This window comes from Streptomyces sp. NPDC026589 (assembly GCF_040638385.1).
GTDB lineage: Bacteria > Actinomycetota > Actinomycetes > Streptomycetales > Streptomycetaceae > Streptomyces.
Map to the genome: position 1 here is coordinate 250,624 of NZ_JBEZYG010000008.1, position 17,981 is coordinate 268,604.

Annotated in this window: 18 protein-coding genes and 1 pseudogene; 6 read left to right on the top strand and 13 right to left on the bottom strand. The window is 72.5% G+C overall.

Translation table 11 applies throughout. The annotated features are described in order from the left end of the window. Nucleotides 1–20: 20 nt before the first annotated feature. The 3 genes and pseudogenes from AB0F29_RS16640 to AB0F29_RS16650 all read right to left on the bottom strand — a co-directional run. The gene (locus tag AB0F29_RS16640) at nt 21–2,195 is read right to left on the bottom strand and encodes an EAL domain-containing protein (RefSeq protein WP_361872546.1); all 2,175 of its coding nucleotides are present in this window, start codon (nt 2,193–2,195) and stop codon (nt 21–23) included. Continuing rightward, nucleotides 2,192–3,010, bottom strand: a complete 819-nt coding sequence (locus AB0F29_RS16645; RefSeq protein ID WP_361872549.1) for an SAM-dependent methyltransferase — start codon at nt 3,008–3,010, stop codon at nt 2,192–2,194. Before AB0F29_RS16645 ends, AB0F29_RS16640 begins: the two co-directional genes overlap by 4 nt. A gap of 223 nt (nt 3,011–3,233) precedes the next feature. Continuing rightward, nucleotides 3,234–3,463 (bottom strand): annotated as a pseudogene (locus AB0F29_RS16650) (hypothetical protein); the annotation flags it as partial. Nucleotides 3,464–4,231: 768 nt separating this feature from the next. Between AB0F29_RS16650 and AB0F29_RS16655 the strand changes: the two are divergent. Beyond that, entirely contained in the window at nt 4,232–4,996 is a 765-nt protein-coding gene (locus AB0F29_RS16655; protein ID WP_361872552.1) for a DUF4239 domain-containing protein, read from the top strand. Nucleotides 4,997–5,179: 183 nt separating this feature from the next. After that, nucleotides 5,180–5,737, top strand: coding sequence for a hypothetical protein (locus AB0F29_RS16660; protein WP_361872554.1), 558 nt, complete (start codon nt 5,180–5,182; stop codon nt 5,735–5,737). 91 nt (nt 5,738–5,828) lie between these two features. Here AB0F29_RS16660 and AB0F29_RS16665 read toward each other — a convergent pair whose 3' ends face one another. After that, nucleotides 5,829–6,311, bottom strand: a complete 483-nt coding sequence (locus AB0F29_RS16665; RefSeq protein ID WP_018955700.1) for a hypothetical protein — start codon at nt 6,309–6,311, stop codon at nt 5,829–5,831. 338 nt (nt 6,312–6,649) lie between these two features. On the opposite strand from AB0F29_RS16665, the gene AB0F29_RS16670 reads away from it, so the two are divergent. After that, a complete protein-coding gene (locus tag AB0F29_RS16670) occupies nt 6,650–7,312 on the top strand; it encodes a class F sortase (RefSeq protein ID WP_361872557.1) in 663 nt (220 codons plus the stop codon). 89 nt (nt 7,313–7,401) lie between these two features. On the opposite strand, the gene AB0F29_RS16675 is transcribed toward AB0F29_RS16670, so the two are convergent. Next, nucleotides 7,402–8,253 carry a polysaccharide deacetylase family protein gene (locus AB0F29_RS16675; RefSeq protein WP_361872560.1) on the bottom strand — a complete coding sequence of 284 codons (852 nt, stop codon included), beginning with the start codon at nt 8,251–8,253 and terminating at the stop codon, nt 7,402–7,404. A 152-nt stretch (nt 8,254–8,405) separates the two neighbouring features. Here AB0F29_RS16675 and AB0F29_RS16680 point away from each other — a divergent pair, with 152 nt between their 5' ends. Further along, the gene (locus AB0F29_RS16680; RefSeq protein ID WP_361872562.1) at nt 8,406–8,867 is read left to right on the top strand and encodes a universal stress protein; all 462 of its coding nucleotides are present in this window, start codon (nt 8,406–8,408) and stop codon (nt 8,865–8,867) included. A gap of 7 nt (nt 8,868–8,874) precedes the next feature. Here AB0F29_RS16680 and AB0F29_RS16685 read toward each other — a convergent pair whose 3' ends face one another. Next, nucleotides 8,875–10,071, bottom strand: a complete 1,197-nt coding sequence (locus tag AB0F29_RS16685) for a CapA family protein (RefSeq protein ID WP_361872565.1) — start codon at nt 10,069–10,071, stop codon at nt 8,875–8,877. 268 nt (nt 10,072–10,339) lie between these two features. On the opposite strand from AB0F29_RS16685, the gene AB0F29_RS16690 reads away from it, so the two are divergent. Then, entirely contained in the window at nt 10,340–10,912 is a 573-nt protein-coding gene (locus AB0F29_RS16690; protein ID WP_361872568.1) for a sigma-70 family RNA polymerase sigma factor, read from the top strand. Here the strand turns inward: AB0F29_RS16690 and AB0F29_RS16695 are convergent. After that, nucleotides 10,846–11,043: a zf-HC2 domain-containing protein gene (locus AB0F29_RS16695; protein ID WP_361872571.1), complete on the bottom strand. Its 198-nt coding sequence runs from the start codon at nt 11,041–11,043 to the stop codon at nt 10,846–10,848. The genes AB0F29_RS16690 and AB0F29_RS16695 overlap by 67 nt on opposite strands. A gap of 112 nt (nt 11,044–11,155) precedes the next feature. Between AB0F29_RS16695 and AB0F29_RS16700 the strand changes: the two genes are divergently transcribed. Beyond that, nucleotides 11,156–11,656, top strand: a complete 501-nt coding sequence (locus AB0F29_RS16700) for a hypothetical protein (RefSeq protein WP_361872573.1) — start codon at nt 11,156–11,158, stop codon at nt 11,654–11,656. Between the two features lie 9 nt (nt 11,657–11,665). On the opposite strand, the gene AB0F29_RS16705 is transcribed toward AB0F29_RS16700, so the two are convergent. The 6 genes from AB0F29_RS16705 to AB0F29_RS16730 all read right to left on the bottom strand — a co-directional run bounded on the left by AB0F29_RS16705 (nt 11,666) and on the right by AB0F29_RS16730 (nt 17,893). Continuing rightward, a complete protein-coding gene (locus tag AB0F29_RS16705) occupies nt 11,666–12,859 on the bottom strand; it encodes a histidine kinase (protein WP_361872575.1) in 1,194 nt (397 codons plus the stop codon). After that, nucleotides 12,856–14,361 (bottom strand): cation acetate symporter, encoded by a 1,506-nt coding sequence (locus tag AB0F29_RS16710; protein WP_361872577.1) that lies wholly within the window; start codon nt 14,359–14,361, stop codon nt 12,856–12,858. Before AB0F29_RS16710 ends, AB0F29_RS16705 begins: the two co-directional genes overlap by 4 nt. After that, on the bottom strand, nt 14,358–14,720 hold the full coding sequence (locus AB0F29_RS16715; protein ID WP_047180039.1) for a hypothetical protein: 363 nt from the start codon (nt 14,718–14,720) through the stop codon (nt 14,358–14,360). Before AB0F29_RS16715 ends, AB0F29_RS16710 begins: the two co-directional genes overlap by 4 nt. Nucleotides 14,721–14,782: 62 nt before the next feature. Beyond that, nucleotides 14,783–15,535 carry a LytTR family DNA-binding domain-containing protein gene (locus tag AB0F29_RS16720; RefSeq protein ID WP_361872580.1) on the bottom strand — a complete coding sequence of 251 codons (753 nt, stop codon included), beginning with the start codon at nt 15,533–15,535 and terminating at the stop codon, nt 14,783–14,785. 93 nt (nt 15,536–15,628) lie between these two features. Beyond that, a complete protein-coding gene (locus tag AB0F29_RS16725) occupies nt 15,629–16,489 on the bottom strand; it encodes a DNA-formamidopyrimidine glycosylase family protein (protein ID WP_361872583.1) in 861 nt (286 codons plus the stop codon). 36 nt (nt 16,490–16,525) lie between these two features. Then, complete coding sequence (locus tag AB0F29_RS16730; RefSeq protein ID WP_361872716.1) at nt 16,526–17,893, bottom strand: wax ester/triacylglycerol synthase family O-acyltransferase; 1,368 nt, start codon at nt 17,891–17,893, stop codon at nt 16,526–16,528. Between the last annotated feature and the right edge of the window lie 88 nt (nt 17,894–17,981).

A 17,981-nucleotide genomic window follows, 5' to 3' on the forward strand; every position in this document is an offset into this window, starting at 1 on the left:
CCTCCGCGCCCCGGCCGGGCTCAGACCGCGTCCGCCAGCAGCAGGGAGTGGATGCGGTCCGGAGCCCCGGGGCGGGCGTAGTACCAGCCCTGTGCGGTGTCGCAGCCCAGCAGCCGCAGCTGCTCGGCCTGGGCGCCCGTCTCCACGCCCTCCACCGTGACAGCCAGCTCCAGGCTGTGGGCCAGCGACACGATGCCCTCGACGATCTTCAGATCGACCGGGTCCGCCGGGTGCTGCTGCATGCCCTGGGTGAAGGAACGGTCCAGCTTGAGCACGCTCACCGGCAGCCTGCGCAGGTTCGCCAGGTTCGAGTAGCCCGTGCCGAAGTCGTCGAGCGCGATGTCGACGCCCATCTCCGCGAGCTGCCGCAGCGGCTTGAGGAGATCGTCGTCGGCGCCGATCAGGGCGGACTCGGTCACCTCCAGGCAGAGCGCCCCCGGTTCGAGACCGGAACGTTCCAGCACGTCGACGGTCTCGGCGACGAGGCGGGGGTGGTGCAGCTGGGTCGGCGAGAGGTTGACGTTGATCCGCAGCGGTCCTCCGTCGCTGTGCCGCTCCTGCCAGAAGTTCGCCTGCCGTACGGACTCCTCCAGCACCCAGCGCCCGAGCGGCACGATGAGCCCGGTGTGTTCGGCGAGCGGGATGAACCGGTCGGGGCCGAGCACCCCGTGCTGCGGATGGCACCACCGTACGAGGGCTTCGGCGCCGTGCACCGTGCCGTCGCCCAGGTGCACGAGCGGCTGGTACTCGATGAAGAACTCGCCCCGGTCCAGGGCGGCCGGGAGCGCGGTCGTCAGCCCGTGCCGGGTGATGGCCCGCGCGTCGGCCTCGGCGTCGGCGAGCTGGTAGCGGTTGCCGCCCGCCGCCTTGGCCCGGTACATCGTGATGTCGGCGCTGCGCAGCACCTCGGCGGCGCTGCGCTCCCCGGAGGGCCCCTCGACGACGCCGATGGAGCCGCGGACGGTCAGCTCGCGGCCGTCGAGGCGGATGGGGGAGGCGAGCGCATGGAGAATGCGGCCGGCCAGCTCGTCCACCTCCTCGGCGGTGTCCGGGCCGGTGGTGAGCGCGACGAACTCGTCGCCGCCGAGCCGGGCGACCATCTCGCCGGGCGCGGTGGCGCAGCTCTGGAGCCGGTCGGCGACCTCGACCAGGAGGCGGTCGCCGGCGGCGTGGCCGAGGCTGTCGTTGATGGCCTTGAAGCCGTCGAGGTCCAGGTAGCAGAGGCCGAAGCCGATTCCCTCCTGGGCGGCGAGGGCCTTCTCCAGACGCTCGAAGAACAGCGTCCGGTTGGGCAGCCCGGTGAGCGCGTCGTGAGTGGCCTCGTAGCGCAGGCGCAGATTGAGCAGCCGCCGCTCGGTGGTGTCCTCCATCAGTGCGAGCTGGTACTCGGGGCGGCCCTCGGAATCCCGCAGCAGCGAGACGGTGAGGTTGGTCCACAGCACGGTGCCGTCGTTGCGGTAGTACGCCTTCTCGACCCGGTAGTGGTCGCGTTCGCCGCGTACCAGCTCGTCGTAGTACTTCCACACCTGCGGCGAGTCCTCGGGGTGGACCCACTCGTTCACCTTGTGGCTGCGGACGTGGTGCTCCAGCCCGCCGAACATCTTGGTGAGGGTGTCGTTGATCTCCAGGATGTTGCCGTCCAGGTCGGCGATGCCGATGCCGACGGCGGCGTCCTTGAAGACCGCGCGGAACCGGGCCTCCGTGGCGTGCAGGGCCTGTTCGGCGTCCGAGCGGGCGGTCAGCGCCGAGCGGGCGATGGCCTCCTGCTCGGCGAGCGTGCGCTCGCGCAGGGCCCCGGTGAAGCCGGCGGCGAGGGTGTGCTGGATCCGGGCGCAGCGGGCCCGGCCGTCCTCGGTGGACAGCGCGCCGGGCCCGGTGCCGCCGCAGTACAGGACGAGGTAGGAGTCGACGACGCCGAGTGTGGAGCTGAGGGCGTCCGGGTCGGTGCAGTGCGCGTCGATGAGGGCTTCGCCGATCCGCTGGGCGGGCGAGGCGTCGAAGGGGTGGGCGTGCAGGATGCCGTTCAGCTCGCGTGCCAGGGGCAGCAGATGCTGTTCGAACTCCGGCCGGGTGAGAGAGGTGGCCGTCAGGGGGAAGATGGCGCGGCTCCAGATTCTGGCGAATCTCCGCAGCCGGCCTTCCGGACCGTCGGGTTCCGCGTCCGGTTCCCCGGACGCCTGGGCGGGAATGGTCACGCCTTGCGCCCAACCCCTGCGAAGCCCGAGAAGGCGTACGGGTCTTCCTGCTCCGGCGCCTGCGGGGTGTCGGGCCGCCATTCGGGCATCGACACGAGCCCCGGCTCGACCATCTCGTAGCCCTCGAAGAACTGGCCGATCTCCTCGCGCGAGCGCATGATCAGCGGGTTGCGGATGTTCTGGTAGACGCCGACCGTGCCGGCCGCCTCCTCCTTGGGCAGCGGGATGCCCTCGTACGAGGCGTGGGTCAGGACGATCAGGCTGCCGGGGGCCAGTGACTCGCGCAGCTCGGCGACCGCGCCGCGCGGGTCGTCGGCGTCCTCCACGAAGTGGAGGACCGCGACCAGCAGCAGCGCCACCGGCCGCTCCAGGTCCAGCAGCCCGGTGATCTCCGGGTTCGTCAGGATCTCCTTGGGCCGGCGCAGGTCGGCGGCGGCGATGACCGCGCGGTCGTCGCCCTCCAGGACGGCCCGGCTGTGGGCGACGGCGACCGGGTCGTGGTCGACGTAGGCCACCTTGGCCCCGGGGTCGGCGGCCTGGGCGACCTCGTGGACGTTGCCGAAGGTCGGTATGCCGGAGCCGATGTCCAGGAACTGGTCGATGCCGGTGCCGACGGCGTAGCGGACGGCCCTGCGCATAAAGGCGCGATTGGCCTGCATGATCTTGGGAAGGCCCGGAAGGAACTCCATGGCCTTGCGCGCGGCTTCCCGGTCCACCTCGAAATTGTGCGATCCGCCCAGATAGAAGTCGTACATGCGAGACACGCTTGGCACCGAAATGTCAATGCCCTGCGGTGCCCAGGCGGGACGCTCCATCGATGTCTCCAACAAGTCGCCACGGCGATCCGGCCATGTTCATGGTCAGTGTTGACCAGAGGCTACTGATCGGCCGCCAAGAGAGCGAGTGGAAACGGAAATTAGCGATCCGTTATTGGTCACACTCCGGTGGCATCTGCGGCCGGTCCGTCGCTGCGCGTATGCGAACAGCGACGGACCGGCACTCCGGACGCCGTTTCCCTGTGATTCGCGGCCACTTGGGGCTCCTGGGCGGTGTGTCCTTGTCGAGCCGGAAGAGTGTGAAGCCCGCACTGTCGGTGAGCGCCTGCCCGAGCTTCTTGCCCTCCTGAACCGCGAGTTGACCGGCCTCCCCGGGTTCGGCCGCCTCCCCCTCCGCGTCGGCCCCGGTCCGTATCCTCCGCCGACGGATCCGTACCCACTGCCGGCGGGCTGCTTCCGGTGCCGGTGCGGGGCCGCGCCGTTCATGGCCCTGGGTACGGGTCGCCGACGGGGGCGCGTTCAAAGGAATGCCGAGAAGAATTCGGCGACGCGACGTCCAACGGTCAAACACGAATGGCCCATTAACCGCACGATCAGGCGAATCAACGGCAGGTATCGCGTGTTCCCCGGCGGCGTGGATCATGCTCGCGGACGTGTACGGATCACGCATCGCGCGGCTCACGACGGTCGCCGCACTTCTCTGGCTGACAGCGGTACCGCTGCCCGCCACCGCCGACAGCTGCGCGGTGGCCACGATCGGGCAGGGAGACGGCAGTTCGTCGGTCGCCGTGGCGGGCGACGGGGACTGTGTCGCGGTCTCAGAGCCACCACCACCGCCACCACCGAAGCCGCCACCCCCACCGCCGCCTCCACCTCCACCGCCGCCGGTGGTCGCGGAACCACCACCTCCACCACCTCCCCCGCCGCCACCGCCGCCGCCGGTGGTCGCGGAACCGCCACCTCCACCTCCGCCGCCACCGGTGGTCGCGGAACCACCACCTCCACCTCCGCCGCCTCCTCCCCCGCCACCGGCACCCGCGCCTGCGCCGCCATCGAAGCCCTCGCCGTCCCCGGAGCCACCGGAGCGGACCGAGCCACCGCGCCCCCGGCCCGTCGCGCTGCCGGCGTACCGCAAACCGGCCCGCAAACAGCCGCGGAGCGGACCGTCGCTGGTGTCCCTGACGCTGCTCATCACCGCCCCGGCGGTGTTCGCCGTTGCCGTGCTGCGGCCGCGGTCATCCCGTTGACCAGGAGAGACGCATGTCCGAATGGCTCGTCCTGAGCATTGCCATGGCGTCCGCCTGCGCGGTCGTCCTCACCATCGCCGTCCTGAACAACCGGCGGATCGGGGATGACGACGACCCGTCCGAGACGCCCGACGTCATCGAGTACATGACGATGATGATCGGCGTGGTCTACGCGATCGTCCTGGGGCTCGCCATCGCCGGGGTCTGGGAGGGACGCAGCGCCGCCCAGGAGTCCGTCCGCATCGAGGCGCAGGCGCTGCACGAGGTGCAGGCGCGCGCCTCCGTCTACCCGGTGGAGGTCCGCGACCGTATCCGCGCGGACGTCGACGCCTATGTCAATCATGTGGTGCACGACGAGTGGAAGGTGATGTCCGAACACAACACGCTCACCGAGCGCGGCACCGAGTTGCTGGACAAGGTACGGGCGGACGTCACCGACTACGCGCCCAGGACCGATCACGAGGGGCAGGCCTACCAGCCGCTGGTCGACCAGGTGGCGGCTGCGGACGACGCGCGCAGCACACGCGCGCAGAACGCCGGGGCGACGATGCCGGGAGTCGTCTGGTTCGGGCTGATCATCGGGGCGCTGGTGACCGTGGGGCTGATCTTCGCCCTCCAGATCCGCAGAACGTTCCGCGAACTGCTCCTGGCCGGCCTGTTCAGCGCGTTGATCGCCTTCCTGCTCTTTCTGATCTGGGACTTCGACGCGCCCTTCGGCAGGGGCATCTCGGCCACCGCGGACCCGTTCCTCGCCATGTTCCCGGGGGCCGCCCGCTGAGTCAGCGCCCCCGGCCCGTGAGCCGACCGGTGAGCCGGCCGGGGGACACCGCTGACCCATTCGCCGGACCCCGATCGCGTGTCGGGGGGACCCCTCCTAGCGTGTCGGGCATCGAGGTGCATTTTTCCTGCTATGTGGAAATTGGTTCCGCAGCTGCCCCTCGGGGAACCCGGAGGATCCACCATGCGCGCGATACGTGTCGCACCGCTCGCCCTGCTCGGCGCCAGTGCCCTGACGCTGCTGGCCCCGGCCGCCGCCCACGCCGCGCCGGACGGGGCGACCAGCACGTTCAACCCGACGATCGCCCCGTCGGTCATCGCACCCGGCGGCCGGGTCACCCTCGGCGCCGGCGGCTGCACGGGCGAGACGACCGTCTCCTCGGGCATCTTCGACACCACCACCATCCCGAGCGGCTCCACGACGGCCACCGCCACCGTCGACACGGACGCCCGCCGGGGGGCCGTGTACGCGGTGACGTTCGCGTGCGGCTCCACCGGCACCTCCCGCAACGTCAACCTGACGATCACCGGCGGCGCCACGAGCACCCCCACCCCCAGGCCCACCACCGTTCCCACCGCCAGCTCGACGGCGCTCATCCCGGGCGGCGTGCGCGGCGGCCTCGGCGGAAGCTCCGGCTCCACCGACACGGTGGAGGTCGCCGCCGGAGCGGCCCTGGTGGCCGTGGCGGCCTCGGGCGCCCTCTACTTCGCGCGCCGCCGCACCGCCGACCGCCGCCACTGACCGCGAGCATGCGGCGCACGACAGTCGCCCCGGGTCCTGATCCAGGACTCGGGGCGACGGGCGTATCGGGCCGGGCGGGAGGTTCGACGCCTTAGAACGCCGCATGGCTCGTCGTCCGGCGCCGGACGAGGAAGACCGCGCCGCCGACGGCCGCCGCGGCCACCAGACCGCCGCCGACCTGCATCTCCACGGAGCTCGGCCCCATCGAGCCGCCGAGCCCGCCCTGCGAGGGGTTGCCGGCGAGCACGGTGAACTTGTGCGTCGCGATCCGGTCGTTGTCGCTGCACTTCACGGAGAGGTGGTACTGACCCGGCGTGGTGTTGTTCCGGACCCGGGCATGGGCGTAGTTGGTGCCGTCACCCGGGGAGAGGGTGGTCGTCGGGAACGCGTTCGACCAGACCTTGCCGCCGTGACCGCAGCCCTGCGCGGTGATCTTGAGCGTGCCGCCCTGGTGGACGGAGTGGGGGTTGACGGCGACGTTGACCGGGCCGTTGGTGGCGGCGGCCATGGGGGCCGCCAGCCCGACGGCCGCGAAAGCGGTCGCGGTGACCGCGAGAGCGCGTGAGACACGCATCGTGTGAACCTCCAGCGGGAAACGCCCCCGGGGGCTTGTCCCCCGGGCTGGATCGACGAGAACGCCTCCCATGACGAACACTCACCAGCGGACCTTCGGCTCGCACTTCGGCGTTGCTCCACCCCGGTGACGCGACACGCCGTACGAAAACCCGCGGAACTGACGGAGCCGCAGGTCACGGGCCGTCAGAACTTTTATCTGCTCATTACTCCGATGGGCAGGCATCCGGCAGGGGCCCGGCAAGGGGCCCGACCCCGCCGCCACCCGTTCGCCCCTCTCTGATCGCCGCCCGGACCCGACGCCCTTAGCGTTCACAGCGTCGCGACGAAGGGAGAACCATGGGCCGGGACTACGCTGGCGCCGAGCGGACCAGACGTGTGCCATGGGGTGCGGTCGCCCTGGTGCTGCTCAGCGGCCTCGCCCTCATGCGCAACGGCACGGAGTTCGGGGAGGCGGGCCCCCCGCAGCCCGCGGCGGCCGCCTCGCTGGACCTGGGCAAGGACACCGCGGGACCGCCGGTGGAGGGCGAGGCGGCGCAGCCACTGCCGTACGCCCCGGCCTCCCGGGTGAAGGTTCCGTCCATCGACGTCGACGCCCCGGTCATCGACGTCAACCTGGACGCCAACGGGTGGATCGACGCCCCGCCCGCCGAGGACCCCAACCTCGCCGGCTGGTACCAGAACGGCATCGCCCCCGGCCAGCGCGGCACCGCCGTGGTCGTCGGCCACGTCGACAACATGTCCGGGCCCGCGGTCTTCTACGGCCTCGGCTCGCTCCAGAAGGGGCACCGGGTCGAGGTCGCCCGCTACGACGGCCGGGTCGGGATCTTCGAGGTGTACGGGGTGGAGGTCTTCTCCAAGAACGACTTCCCCGGCCCCCGGGTCTACGGCGACACCGGCCACGCGGAGCTGCGGGTCATCACCTGCGGCGGGGGCTACTCCAAGGCGGGCGGCTACGACGGCAACGTGGTGGTCTTCGCCCGGCTCGTCGACACCCGCTGACAGCGGGCGCTCCCGCGCGACGGTGCCCCCGGCAGCCTCGGGTTCCCGAGGCTGCCGGGGGCACCGTCGCGCGCGGACGCGTTCCCGGCTCAGAGGCGGCGCGGCACCGTGATGCGGTAGCCGGAGTCCAGCAGCCGGGGAAGGTAGCGGCGCAGGGCCGCGACGCTCTGCGAGCGGTCGCCGCCCGCGTCGTGCGAGAGGACGACGACGCCGGGCGCCGCTCCGTCCAGCACCCGGCGGACGATTCGGCCGGTTCCCGGCGTCTTCCAGTCGAGCGTGTCCACGGTCCAGGCCATGGGCTCCATGCCCAGCTCGGCCCCGATCTCGAAGGAGTTGCGGTTCCACGCGCCGTAGGGCGCGCGGTACCAGAGCGGCGGGGCCCCGAGCGCCCGGTCCACCACCTCGCTGGTGCGCCCCAGTTCCTCGCGGATCGCGGGGCGGGAGAGCTTCGGGATCAGCGGGTGCGACCAGGAGTGGTTGCCCACCACATGCCCGTCGTCGGCCATCTCGCGCAGCAGGTCCGGGTTTCCGTCGGCCATCTCTCCGCAGACGAAGAACATGGCGCGGACCCGGTGCTCGCGCAGGGTGGCCAGGATGTCCGGGGTGTAGAGCGGGTCGGGTCCGTCGTCGAAGCTCAGGACCATCGAGTGACCGATCTCGGGGAGATGCTCGAAGGGCCGGACGCGCACGGGCGGCCTGGCCGGTCCGAACCTGGGCGGGGTATGCGCCGTCATCGGTTCGAGCCGGTACGGGGAGGGCCGGCCCCGGACGTGTCCCGGAGATCCCGCGGCCGCGGTGGGCGGGGTCTTCGCGGCGAGTGCGGAGCGAGCGGGCGCCGAGGCCGGATCGGCGGCGATCAGGTGCACGGCGGTGGCGGTTCCGAGGCCGAGCGCGACCCTCAACAGGGTGCGGCGCTCGGGTCCGGTGTGATCACTTCTCATGGCCAACTGCTCGCACGGCCGGACGTCCGTTCCCGCCGCCGACACCGGCCACCGACCGTTTTGTACACGATCGACGCAGTATGTTCATCTCCATTCGGGTCGGTCGGCGTCCCGGAGCCTCCCCTCCGGGACGAGCCGATAGCCTCGGAGCCGTGACAGAGCAGCAGCCTCACCGGTTCGAACGCGGCACGGACGGCCCCAAGGTGATCGTCGCGGGGCTCGACGGCTCCGATTCGTCGATGCGCGCGGCGGCCTACGCCGCCGGACTGGCCCGCCGGCAGAACGCCATGCTGGCCCTGGTGTACGTCCAGCCCGTCATCACGGCTGGTGCGGCGCTGGGCGTGCCGGTGAGCGACACCACGGGCGAGGTCGCGGAGGACCTGGTCACCGAGATCCGCGAGGCGACCGAGCGCTTCGGTGACGCGTGGGACATGCGCTGGGAGTTCCACACCTTCCGGGGCGACCCGTACAACGGGCTGGTGACGGCGGCCGACGAGCTGAAGGCGGACGCGGTGGTGGTCGGGGCGTCGGAGTCGGCCGGGCACCGCTTCGTCGGTTCGGTGGCCGTGCGCCTGGTGAAGGCGGGGCGGTGGCCGGTCACCGTGGTGCCGTGAGGAACGTTCACTTGCCCATGAGGAGCCCGTCGCTCTCCGCTCCGCGCCCGAGGACGACGGTACGGATACGGTCGCGGACCTCGCGGAGGTGCTCGGCCCCGTCGCCGAGGGAGGCGTTGAGGTTGACGGCGCGCCCGGTGCCGGTGTCGTACCACTGCGGGACGAACTCCGCCTTCTTCACCGTCCAGCGCTCGCCGGGCTCGGCGGGCGGCGCGAAGGTGAAGCGGCCCATCGAGCTCTGGTTGCCGCGCGGGTCCTGGACCCCTTCGTAGTTGATCATCGCTCCGGCGATCTGGTCACCCATCCCGTAGACCACCCAGGTGCCGTTGACCTTCTCGTACGCCTGCGGCACATGGGCATGGGTGCCGATGATCAGGTCGATGTCGGGGCGGCCCCCGTCGGCGGACGCGGTGAGCCGCCGGGCCAGCTCCAGCTGGGTCGCGTCGGGCTCGTCCTGCCATTCGGTACCCCAGTGCGCGGAGAGGACGACGACGTCGGCGCCGGCCCGCCGGGCCGCCCTGGCCTCCTCGATGATCCTGCGCTCGTCGGTCACGTTGACCGTCCAGGGCCGGTCGGCGGGGACCGGGATGTCGTTGGTTCCGTAGGTGTACGCGAGGTGGGCAACCTTGGCCGCACCCTTCCCGGGCCCGGCGGGCAGGATCGTGGGCCGGGCGGCCTCGGCGGCGGTGCGGGCGGAGCCGGCGTGCCGGATGCCCGCCCCGTCCAGCGCGCCGAGCGTGCGCGAGACCCCCTCGGCCCCGTCGTCGAGGGTGTGGTTGGAGGCCGTGGAGCAGGAGTCGAACCCCGTGGCGCGCAGGGCGGTGGCGACCTCGGGCGGCGACTTGAAGCTCGGGTATCCGGTGTAGGGGCCGCCCTTCGCGCCGTACACCGTCTCCATGTGGCAGAACGCCAGGTCCGCGGCGGAGACGACCGGGGCGACGCCCGCCAGCATCGGGGCGAAGTCGTAGCCGGCGCCGCCCGCGTCGACGGCGGCCCGGTCGATCACGGAGGAGTGCGGCAGGATGTCGCCCGCGGCGAGGAGCGTGAACGGGCGGGGCCCCTCGGCGTCCTGGCCGCCGGCGCCGCGGGCGGCGGGGGGCCCGCTCGGCGCGGGGGCCGGGGACTGCTGCCCGGTGCAGCCGGTGGCCGCGGCGAGCAGGAGGGCGATGGCGGCCGCGGTGCCCGGTCGGATGCGCTGCGTCATCTGCTCGACTCCATGTTCGGATGATTACGACCATCCGACTACACAGATCTTCATACCGGATAAGCAAGGAGCATTGCCGCATACTTAGCTGAACTGGTCGTACCGGCCGACCCCGACGGCCCTTCGACCGTTCACCGCACCATTCGCCGCACTGAGCGACCGCTCGTCGCACGCCTCGGCGCACCGCCTGTTCCCGCGCCGCCGAATGCGTTCGTATACGCCAAGTCGGCAACGAGGCCGCCAGGGGCCGCGGCGGGAGAGGGCGTTCATGAAGACCACCACGACGACCGACGAGCGGACCCTCGCCGAGTTGCAGCGGGAACACGGCCCCGCGCTGTTCCACTTCCTCCTCGGTCTGACCTTCGGGGACCGGCAGCGGGCCGAGGACCTGGTGCAGGAGACCCTGGTGCGCGCCTGGCAGCACCCCGAGGCCTTCGACGCGCCCTACGCGTCGATGCGGCCGTGGCTGTTCACCGTGGGCCGCCGCCTCGCCATCGACGCGCGGCGCTCCCGGCAGGCCCGTCCCGTCGAGGTCAGCGACACCGTGCTGGAGAGCACCCCGGACGCCCTGGACACCGCGGACTCGGCCGTCCGCGCCCTGGACGTCCGGGAGGCGGTCCGCACCCTCAGCCCCGAGCACCGTGCGGTGCTGGTGCAGATCTACTTCCGCGGGCTGAGCGTCGGCGAGACGGCCGAGGCGCTCGGCATCCCCACGGGGACCGTCAAGTCCCGCTCGTACTACGCCCTGCGGGTCCTCGCGCGGACGCTGCCCGGCTACTCCCGCAGGTCCTCCGCCCGGAGCAGCGCCAACAGGGCGGAGGCCTCGGCCACCTCCACGTAGACCCGGGCGCAGCCGTCGCAGCCCCGGAGGTGGCGGGCGACCCTACAGGTCTCCTCGGCGTCCAGGGCGTCCAGGACGTACGCGCCCAGCAGCAGGCGCACATGCCCGTCGTCGCCGGGGTCGACACTCATTCACTGCCTCGCATCTCCTGGGCGATCCTCCCCTTCTGCCCACGCGGGGCGCCCGCCCCCGGTTCAATGCTGCGTGAAGCCCGGCACCGAGCAAGGAAAGAGGCGAGACGGGATGCGTCCCGAGGATACGGATGGGACCGGTGGGAACGACCTCCAGGTACCGATGACCTGGCTGTCCACCGAATATCTCGCCGACGACCTGTTACGGACCGGCGATCTGATGGAACCGACGACCCTGGAGTTCCGGGCGGGGCGCGACGCCCTCGCGCTGACGATGTTCCTGTGTGGAGTCCCCCGGGACGCTCCCGCCCGCCGGGCCCTGCCCGGGCCGCGGGTGGACGAGCTGCGGAGCCTCACGGCGTACGGGTGCACCTGGCGCGCCTGGATCCGCGAGCGGCTGACGGAGGCGGGTCGGAACACCGAGCCCGGTGACCCCGATCTGGCGTTGGCGCGGGCGGCCTGGCGGTGGCTGGAGGAGACCGAGCTGCTCGCGGCGGACCTCGACGCGATCGGCCCCGGGTCCTGGGAGACCGACAGCCAGGAGGTCCGCGTCTGGACGCCCGCCTGGCAGTTGGGGCTGCCGCTGGGACATCTGGCCGTCCACCTGTGCTGACCCCCTGCTTCAGGAACCGTGCACCCCGGCACGGTACTTGGGCAGCCGCAGCGTGATCTTCATGCCGGCCCCGACCCCGGTCTCGATGACCAGGCCGTAGTCGTCGCCGTAGACCTGGCGCAGCCGCTCGTCCACGTTGAGCAGCCCGATGCCGGTGGAGGCGCCGCCCTCGCCGCGCAGGATCTGCCGCAGCCGTTCGGGGTCCATGCCGGTTCCGTCGTCCTCGATGACCACCTCGGCCTCCGAGCCGGCGTCCAGGGCGCTGATGGTGATGCGGCTGCGGGTGGCCGCCCCTTCGAGGCCGTGCTTGACGGCGTTCTCCACCAGCGGCTGGAGGCACAGGAACGGCAGCGCGACGGGCAGCACCTCGGGGGCGACCTGAAGCGTCACGGCGAGGCGTTCGCCGAAGCGGGCACGGACGAGGGCCAGGTACTGGTCGATGGAGTGCAGTTCGTCCGCCAGCGTGGTGAACTCCCCGTGCCTGCGGAACGAGTAGCGGGTGAAGTCGGCGAACTCCAGCAGCAGTTCACGGGCCTGTTCGGGGTCGGTCCGGACGAACGAGGCGATGGCGGCAAGCGAGTTGAAGATGAAGTGCGGGGAGATCTGCGCCCGCAGGGCCTTGATCTCCGCCTCGATGAGCTGGGTGCGGGAGCGGTCCAGCTCGGCCAGCTCCAGCTGGACGCAGACCCAGCGGGCCACCTCCCCCGCCGCCCGGGCCAGTACCGCCGACTCGCGCGGGGCATAGGCGACCAGCGCGCCCAGGACCCGGTTCTCGACGGTGAGCGGAACGGCGACGGCCCAGCGCAGCGGGCAGTCGAGGTCGGCGCAGCCACTGTCGAAGGCGGTGCGGCGGCCGTTGTCCAGGAGCACCTTCAGGTGCTCCATGACGTCCTTGCCGTGGTGGTGCCCGGCGCCGTCCCAGACCAGCACCCGGTCCCGGTCGGTGAGGCAGAGGGCGTCGGTGCCGAGGAGGGAGCGCAGTCGGCGGGCGGCGCGCCGGGCGCTCTCCTCGGTGAGGCCGGCCCGCAGCGGCGGGGCGGCCAGCGAGGCGGTGTGCAGGGTCTCGAACGTGGCGTGCTCGACGGGCGTGCCGACGTCGCTGGGGCGCAGCGGTCGGGCGGTGCGGCGGCCCACCAGATACCCGGCGGCGAGCAGCAGCACGGCCGGCACCACGACGAGAACGGCGATCGCGGCCCCGGTCATCGTTCCCGCCCCGCGGCGGACCGCGCCGAGGAGAGTGCCTCGGGCAGGTGGAAGCGGGTCATGGCGGCGTTGGTGCCGGGGGGTATCCGCCCCGGTGTGGCGAGCGAGACGAGGATCATCGCGAGGAACCCCACCGGGACGGACCAGACGGCGGGCCAGGCGAGCAGGGCGTGCGGCCAGCCCGGCGGGCGTACGGCTCCGCTGACGGTGACGGCCACCGCGACGAGGGCGGAGCCGCCGCCCAGCAGGAGCCCCGCCACGGCCCCGGGCGGGGTGAGCCGCCGCCACCAGATGCCGAGGACGAGCAGCGGGCAGAAGGAGGAGGCGGAGACGGCGAAGGCCATGCCCACCGCGTCGGCCACCGGTACCCGGCTCACCAGCAGGGAACCGGCGAGCGGTACGGCGATCGCGAGGACGGTGGCGAGCCGGAAGTGGCGTACCCCGCGCGAGGGCAGGACGTCCTGGGTGATGACTCCGGCGACGGCCATGGTGAGCCCGGAGGCGGTGGACAGGAACGCGGCGAACGCCCCGCCGGCGATCAGCGCCCCGAGGAGGTCGCCGCCGAGTCCGCCGATGACGCGGGCCGGCAGCAGGAGGACGGCGGCGTCCGCGTCTCCGCCGTACCGCAGTTCGGGCGTGTAGAGCCGGCCGAGGGCTCCGTAGATCGGCGGCAGCAGGTAGAAGAGGCCGACCAGGGCGAGAACGGCGACGGTGGTGCGGCGGGCGTCGCGGCCGTTGGGGCTGGTGTAGAAGCGGACGACGACGTGCGGCAGGCCCATGGTGCCGAGGAAGGTCGCCACGATCAGCCCGTAGGTGGCGTACAGCGGATGGTCGGCGCGGAAGACGGCGAGCTGTTCGTCGAAGCTGACCCGGGGCCGGCCGTCACCCTGCCAGGCGAGCACCAGGAAGAGGGCGGGCACCAGGAGCGCGGTGAGTTTCAGCCAGTACTGGAAGACCTGGACGAAGGTGATGGAGCGCATGCCGCCGGCGGCGACGGCGGCGGTCACGACGGTGGCGACGAGGACGTCGCCGAGCCAGCCCGGAGCGCCCGTGAGGATCTTGAGCGTGAGGCCGGCGCCCTGGAGCTGGGGCACGAGGTAGAGCCAGCCCGCGCCGACGACGAGGGCGCTGACCAGTCGGCGGACCTGCCGTGATTCGAGCCGTCCCTCGGCGAAGTCCGGCAGGGTGTACGCCCCCGAGCGGCGCAGCGGGGCGGCCACGAAGACCAGGAGCACCAGGTATCCGGCGGTGTAGCCGACCGGGTACCAGAGCATGTCGGGGCCGTGGACGAGGACGAGCCCGGCGACGCCGAGGAAGGAGGCGGCGGAGAGGTACTCGCCGCTGATCGCGGCGGCGTTGAGGCGGGGCCGCACGGTGCGCGAGGCGACGTAGAAGTCGGAGGTCGTACGGGAGATGCGCAGGCCGAAGCCGCCGACGAGGACGGTGGCGAGGACGACTAGGGCGACCGCCACCCAGGACGCCATGTGGTCGGGGGTGCTCACGGGGCGGGGCGGCCCTCCACCAGCCGGGCGAAGTCGCGTTCGTTGCGCTCCGCCCTGCGGACGTACCACCAGGCGGCCAGGGTGAGCGGCGGGTAGGTGGCGAAGCCGAGCACCGCCCAGACGAGGGCGGAGCTGTTCAGCGCGGCGAAGAGGAGCGGCAGGGTGCCCGCGACGAGGGCGAGGACGCCGAACACGGTGAGCCCGGCGCGCAGCTGGCCGCGCATCAGCGATCGCACATAGGCGCCGCCGAGGGCGGTCTGCTCGTCGATCTCCGACTGGGTGCGGTAACGGGGCAGCGGGCGCACCCGCCGCGGCTCCCCCGTGACCACTTCACGCCGGGGCGATGGCTCTGCGGACATGGGCTCGGAGTGTAGGCGTCGGCGGGCCGTGATGGGAAGGGTTCGGCGAAGAACCTCCCAGGTCAGCGGCCACCCTGGCGCATGAGGAGGTCGCGCAGGGCACGGGTGTGGCGGCGGCTGACGGCCAGCTCCGCCTCCCCGATGCGCACGCTCATGCTGCCCGCGTCCAGGCGCAGTTCGTCGATCCGGCCGAGCGCCACGAGGTGGCGGCGATGGATCCGGACGAAGCCCCGGGAGCGCCACCGCTCCTCCAGGGTGGTGAGCGGGATGCGGACGAGGTGGCTGCCGGTGGCGGTGTGCAGGCGGGCGTAGTCGCCCTGGGCCTCGGCGTACGCGATCTCGTCGATGGGGATGAAACGGATGACGCCGCCCAGCTCGACCGGAATCTGGTCGCCCGCACTGTCGTGGACGGGCGCGGGCCGCTCCCCCACCTGCTCGGCGACCCGTCGGACGGCTTCGGCGAGGCGTTCGCGGCGGACCGGTTTCAGGACGTAGTCGACGGCCTTGAGGTCGAAGGCGTGGACGGCGAAGCCCTCGTGCGCGGTGACGAAGACGATGAGCGGGGGCGCGGCGAAGCCTGCGAGGAGCTGGGCGACGTCGAGGCCGGTGAGACCGGCCATGTGGATGTCGAGGAAGACCACGTCGATCGCGGACGGGTCGTCGGGGCCCGCGTCCACCGCGCCACCGATGCGGCGCAGCGCCTCGGTCGCGCCGGTGGCTCCCTCGGCGCTGCGGACACGGGGGTCGGCGCGCAGGAGGTAGAGGAGTTCCTCCAGGGCGGGTTGTTCGTCGTCGACGGCGAGTACGCGCAGCATGAGGCCGGAGTTTAGGGGGTGCGGGGCGGATCGGGGCCGGGCGCGAACGAATCCCGGGTGGTACCCGTACCGCCGCACGCGGCAAACACGGACTCACTTCAGGAACTTGGAGAGCCTGCGGTCCGCGAGCGGCTTCCCGCCGGTCTGGCAGGTGGGGCAGTACTGGAGCGAGGAGTCGCTGAAGAAGACCTCCAGGATGGTGTCCCCGCAGACGGGGCAGGCCTCCCCGGTACGCCCGTGGACCCGCATCCCGGTCTTCTTCTCGGCCTTGAGCTTTCCGGCCTCCACCCCGCTGGAGCGGGTCACGGCGTCCTTGAGCGTGGTGCGCAGCGCGGTGTACAGGCGGGTGACGTCGTCCTCGCCGAGGTCGGCGGTCCGTTTGAACGGGGACATCTTCGCGACGTGCAGGATCTCGTCGCTGTAGGCGTTGCCGATGCCCGCGATGAGCGACTGGTCGCGCAGCGCGCCCTTGATCTGGCGGCGCTCCCCGGCGAGGAGCGCGGCGAACGCGTCGCGGTCGAAGGCGTCGGCGAGGGGGTCCGGGCCGAGGCGGGCGATTCCGGGGACGCCCATGGGGTCGTGGACGAGGTGGACGGAGAGGCGCTTCTTGGTGCCCATCTCGGTGAGGTCGAAGCCGTCGCCGTCGGCGGTGATCAGGCGCAGGGCGAGGGGTCCCTTACCGGGGCGGGGCGGGGTGGCGGGGAAGGAGTCCTTCCAGCGGAGCCAGCCGGCCCGGGCCAGGTGGGTGCACAGGTGGAGGCCGCCCGCCTCGATGTCGAGGAACTTGCCGTGGCGGGCGACCGAGGTGACGGCCGTGCCCTCCAGGGCGGTCAGCGGCGGGTCGTACGTCTTCAGGACGCTGATCGCCAGCGGGAGGACGCGGGCGATCTCCTTGCCGACGAGGTGGTCGTCGAGGAGGACCCGCAGGGCTTCGACTTCGGGCAGTTCGGGCATGGCTCCAGACTGCCGCAGCCGGTGGGCGGCTGCCTGTCAGGACACCGGTGCGCGGTCCGTGCCGGTGATGGCGGCGCCCAGCTCCGTGAACTCCTCCTCGACCGCGGCGGCGAGCCGGTCGAGGTCGGGCAGCGCCTTGCCGTCGGCGACCAGCCCCACGTGCACCCGGCCGCCGTAGCTGGTCAGGGCCACCGCCAGTGACTGGCCCCGGGCCAGCGGGGCCATGGGGTAGAGGGCGGTCAGCCGGCAGCCGCCCAGCGAGAGCGCGGAGCGGGGCAGCGGCACGCTGGTGACCAGTACGTCGAAGAGCATACGGGCGGCGTTGGCGGCCAGTGGTGCGCCGAACCGGTGGGCCAGCGGGGGCAGTTGGTCGGCCAGGACGGCGACGGCTCCGGCGCCCCTCAGGGGGCCGGCCGCCTTGTTGCGGTCCATCGCCGTCCGGACCGCCCGGAGCCGCCCGCGCGGGTCGGCCTCGGCGACCGGCAGGTCGAGCAGATAGGCGGAGAGCCGGTTTCCGGTGGCGGAGGGGCCGCCGGGCCGGCGGCGGGAGACGGGGACCAGGGCGCGCGGGTCGGCGGCGGACAGCGGTTCGCCGCGCCCGGCCATCCAGCGGCGCAGCGCACCGGCGACGACGGCGAGGAGGATGTCGTTGGCGGTGCCGCCCTCGGCGCGCCGGATCCGCTGGAGGTCCCCGGCGTCGAGGTCGGCGGTGGCCAGGCGGCGGGTGCCGCTGGAGGGTGCGGTGAAAGCGGTCGTGGAGCGCAGGTCGAGGCGGCCCGCGCGGACGACGGAGGCCCCCACGCCGAGCGCCCGGCCGACCTCGCCGATCCGGCCGAGGGCCATGCCCGCCATCTCCCGGGGGTCGGGCAGCCAGGAGCGGGGCGTTACGGCGGGGCGGCCCCGGGCAGCGGTGCGGGCGCTGGTGACGGCGGCGATCTCGTCGAAGATCCCGGCCCCGATGGCGACCGCCCGCATCCCGTCGGCCAGCGCGTGGTGCAGCTTGACCAGGACGGCGAAGGGGCCGTCCGCCGCGCCGCCGATGAGATACATCCGCCAGGGCGGCAGACCACGCCCGAGCGGTCGCTCCATCAGTTCGCCGGCCAGCCGGCCGGCCTCCGCCATGAAGTCGCCGTCGTCCACGACGACGCGCTGGACGTGCCGGTGCACGTCGAAGTCCTTGTCCACGGTCCAGGCCTTGCCGCCGACCGGCAGCAGGACGTCCCGTACGCACATGCGCAGCCGGGGGATGGCGGCGGCGCGGGTGCCGAGCAGGTCGAGGATCCGCTCCGGGGCGGCGCCGGGCGCCGGCGCGAAGACGGCGAGCGCGCCGAGGTGCATGGGGTGGGCGTCCGATTCGAGGTGCCAGAAAGCAAGATCGAGCGGGGCGAGGAGCTCGGTACCCAACGGGGGCCTCATGTCGTCGAAGGCGGCAGGGCCGGGGTGCGGCCGGTCCCGCGCAGTCAATCGTTCGCGGTCGATTACGGTCAAGTAC

Excerpts from the sequence above, each read along its gene's own strand:
- AB0F29_RS16645 (WP_361872549.1), bottom strand. The coding sequence starts at position 3,010 with ATGGAGCGTCCCGCCTGGGCACCGCAGGGCATTGACATTTCGGTGCCA.
- AB0F29_RS16655 (WP_361872552.1), top strand. The coding sequence starts at position 4,232 with ATGTCCGAATGGCTCGTCCTGAGCATTGCCATGGCGTCCGCCTGCGCG.
- AB0F29_RS16660 (WP_361872554.1), top strand. The coding sequence starts at position 5,180 with ATGCGCGCGATACGTGTCGCACCGCTCGCCCTGCTCGGCGCCAGTGCC.
- AB0F29_RS16665 (WP_018955700.1), bottom strand. The coding sequence starts at position 6,311 with ATGCGTGTCTCACGCGCTCTCGCGGTCACCGCGACCGCTTTCGCGGCC.
- AB0F29_RS16670 (WP_361872557.1), top strand. The coding sequence starts at position 6,650 with ATGGGCCGGGACTACGCTGGCGCCGAGCGGACCAGACGTGTGCCATGG.
- AB0F29_RS16675 (WP_361872560.1), bottom strand. The coding sequence starts at position 8,253 with ATGAGAAGTGATCACACCGGACCCGAGCGCCGCACCCTGTTGAGGGTC.
- AB0F29_RS16685 (WP_361872565.1), bottom strand. The coding sequence starts at position 10,071 with ATGACGCAGCGCATCCGACCGGGCACCGCGGCCGCCATCGCCCTCCTG.
- AB0F29_RS16690 (WP_361872568.1), top strand. The coding sequence starts at position 10,340 with ATGAAGACCACCACGACGACCGACGAGCGGACCCTCGCCGAGTTGCAG.
- AB0F29_RS16695 (WP_361872571.1), bottom strand. The coding sequence starts at position 11,043 with ATGAGTGTCGACCCCGGCGACGACGGGCATGTGCGCCTGCTGCTGGGC.
- AB0F29_RS16700 (WP_361872573.1), top strand. The coding sequence starts at position 11,156 with ATGCGTCCCGAGGATACGGATGGGACCGGTGGGAACGACCTCCAGGTA.
- AB0F29_RS16705 (WP_361872575.1), bottom strand. The coding sequence starts at position 12,859 with ATGACCGGGGCCGCGATCGCCGTTCTCGTCGTGGTGCCGGCCGTGCTG.
- AB0F29_RS16715 (WP_047180039.1), bottom strand. The coding sequence starts at position 14,720 with ATGTCCGCAGAGCCATCGCCCCGGCGTGAAGTGGTCACGGGGGAGCCG.
- AB0F29_RS16720 (WP_361872580.1), bottom strand. The coding sequence starts at position 15,535 with ATGCTGCGCGTACTCGCCGTCGACGACGAACAACCCGCCCTGGAGGAA.
- AB0F29_RS16725 (WP_361872583.1), bottom strand. The coding sequence starts at position 16,489 with ATGCCCGAACTGCCCGAAGTCGAAGCCCTGCGGGTCCTCCTCGACGAC.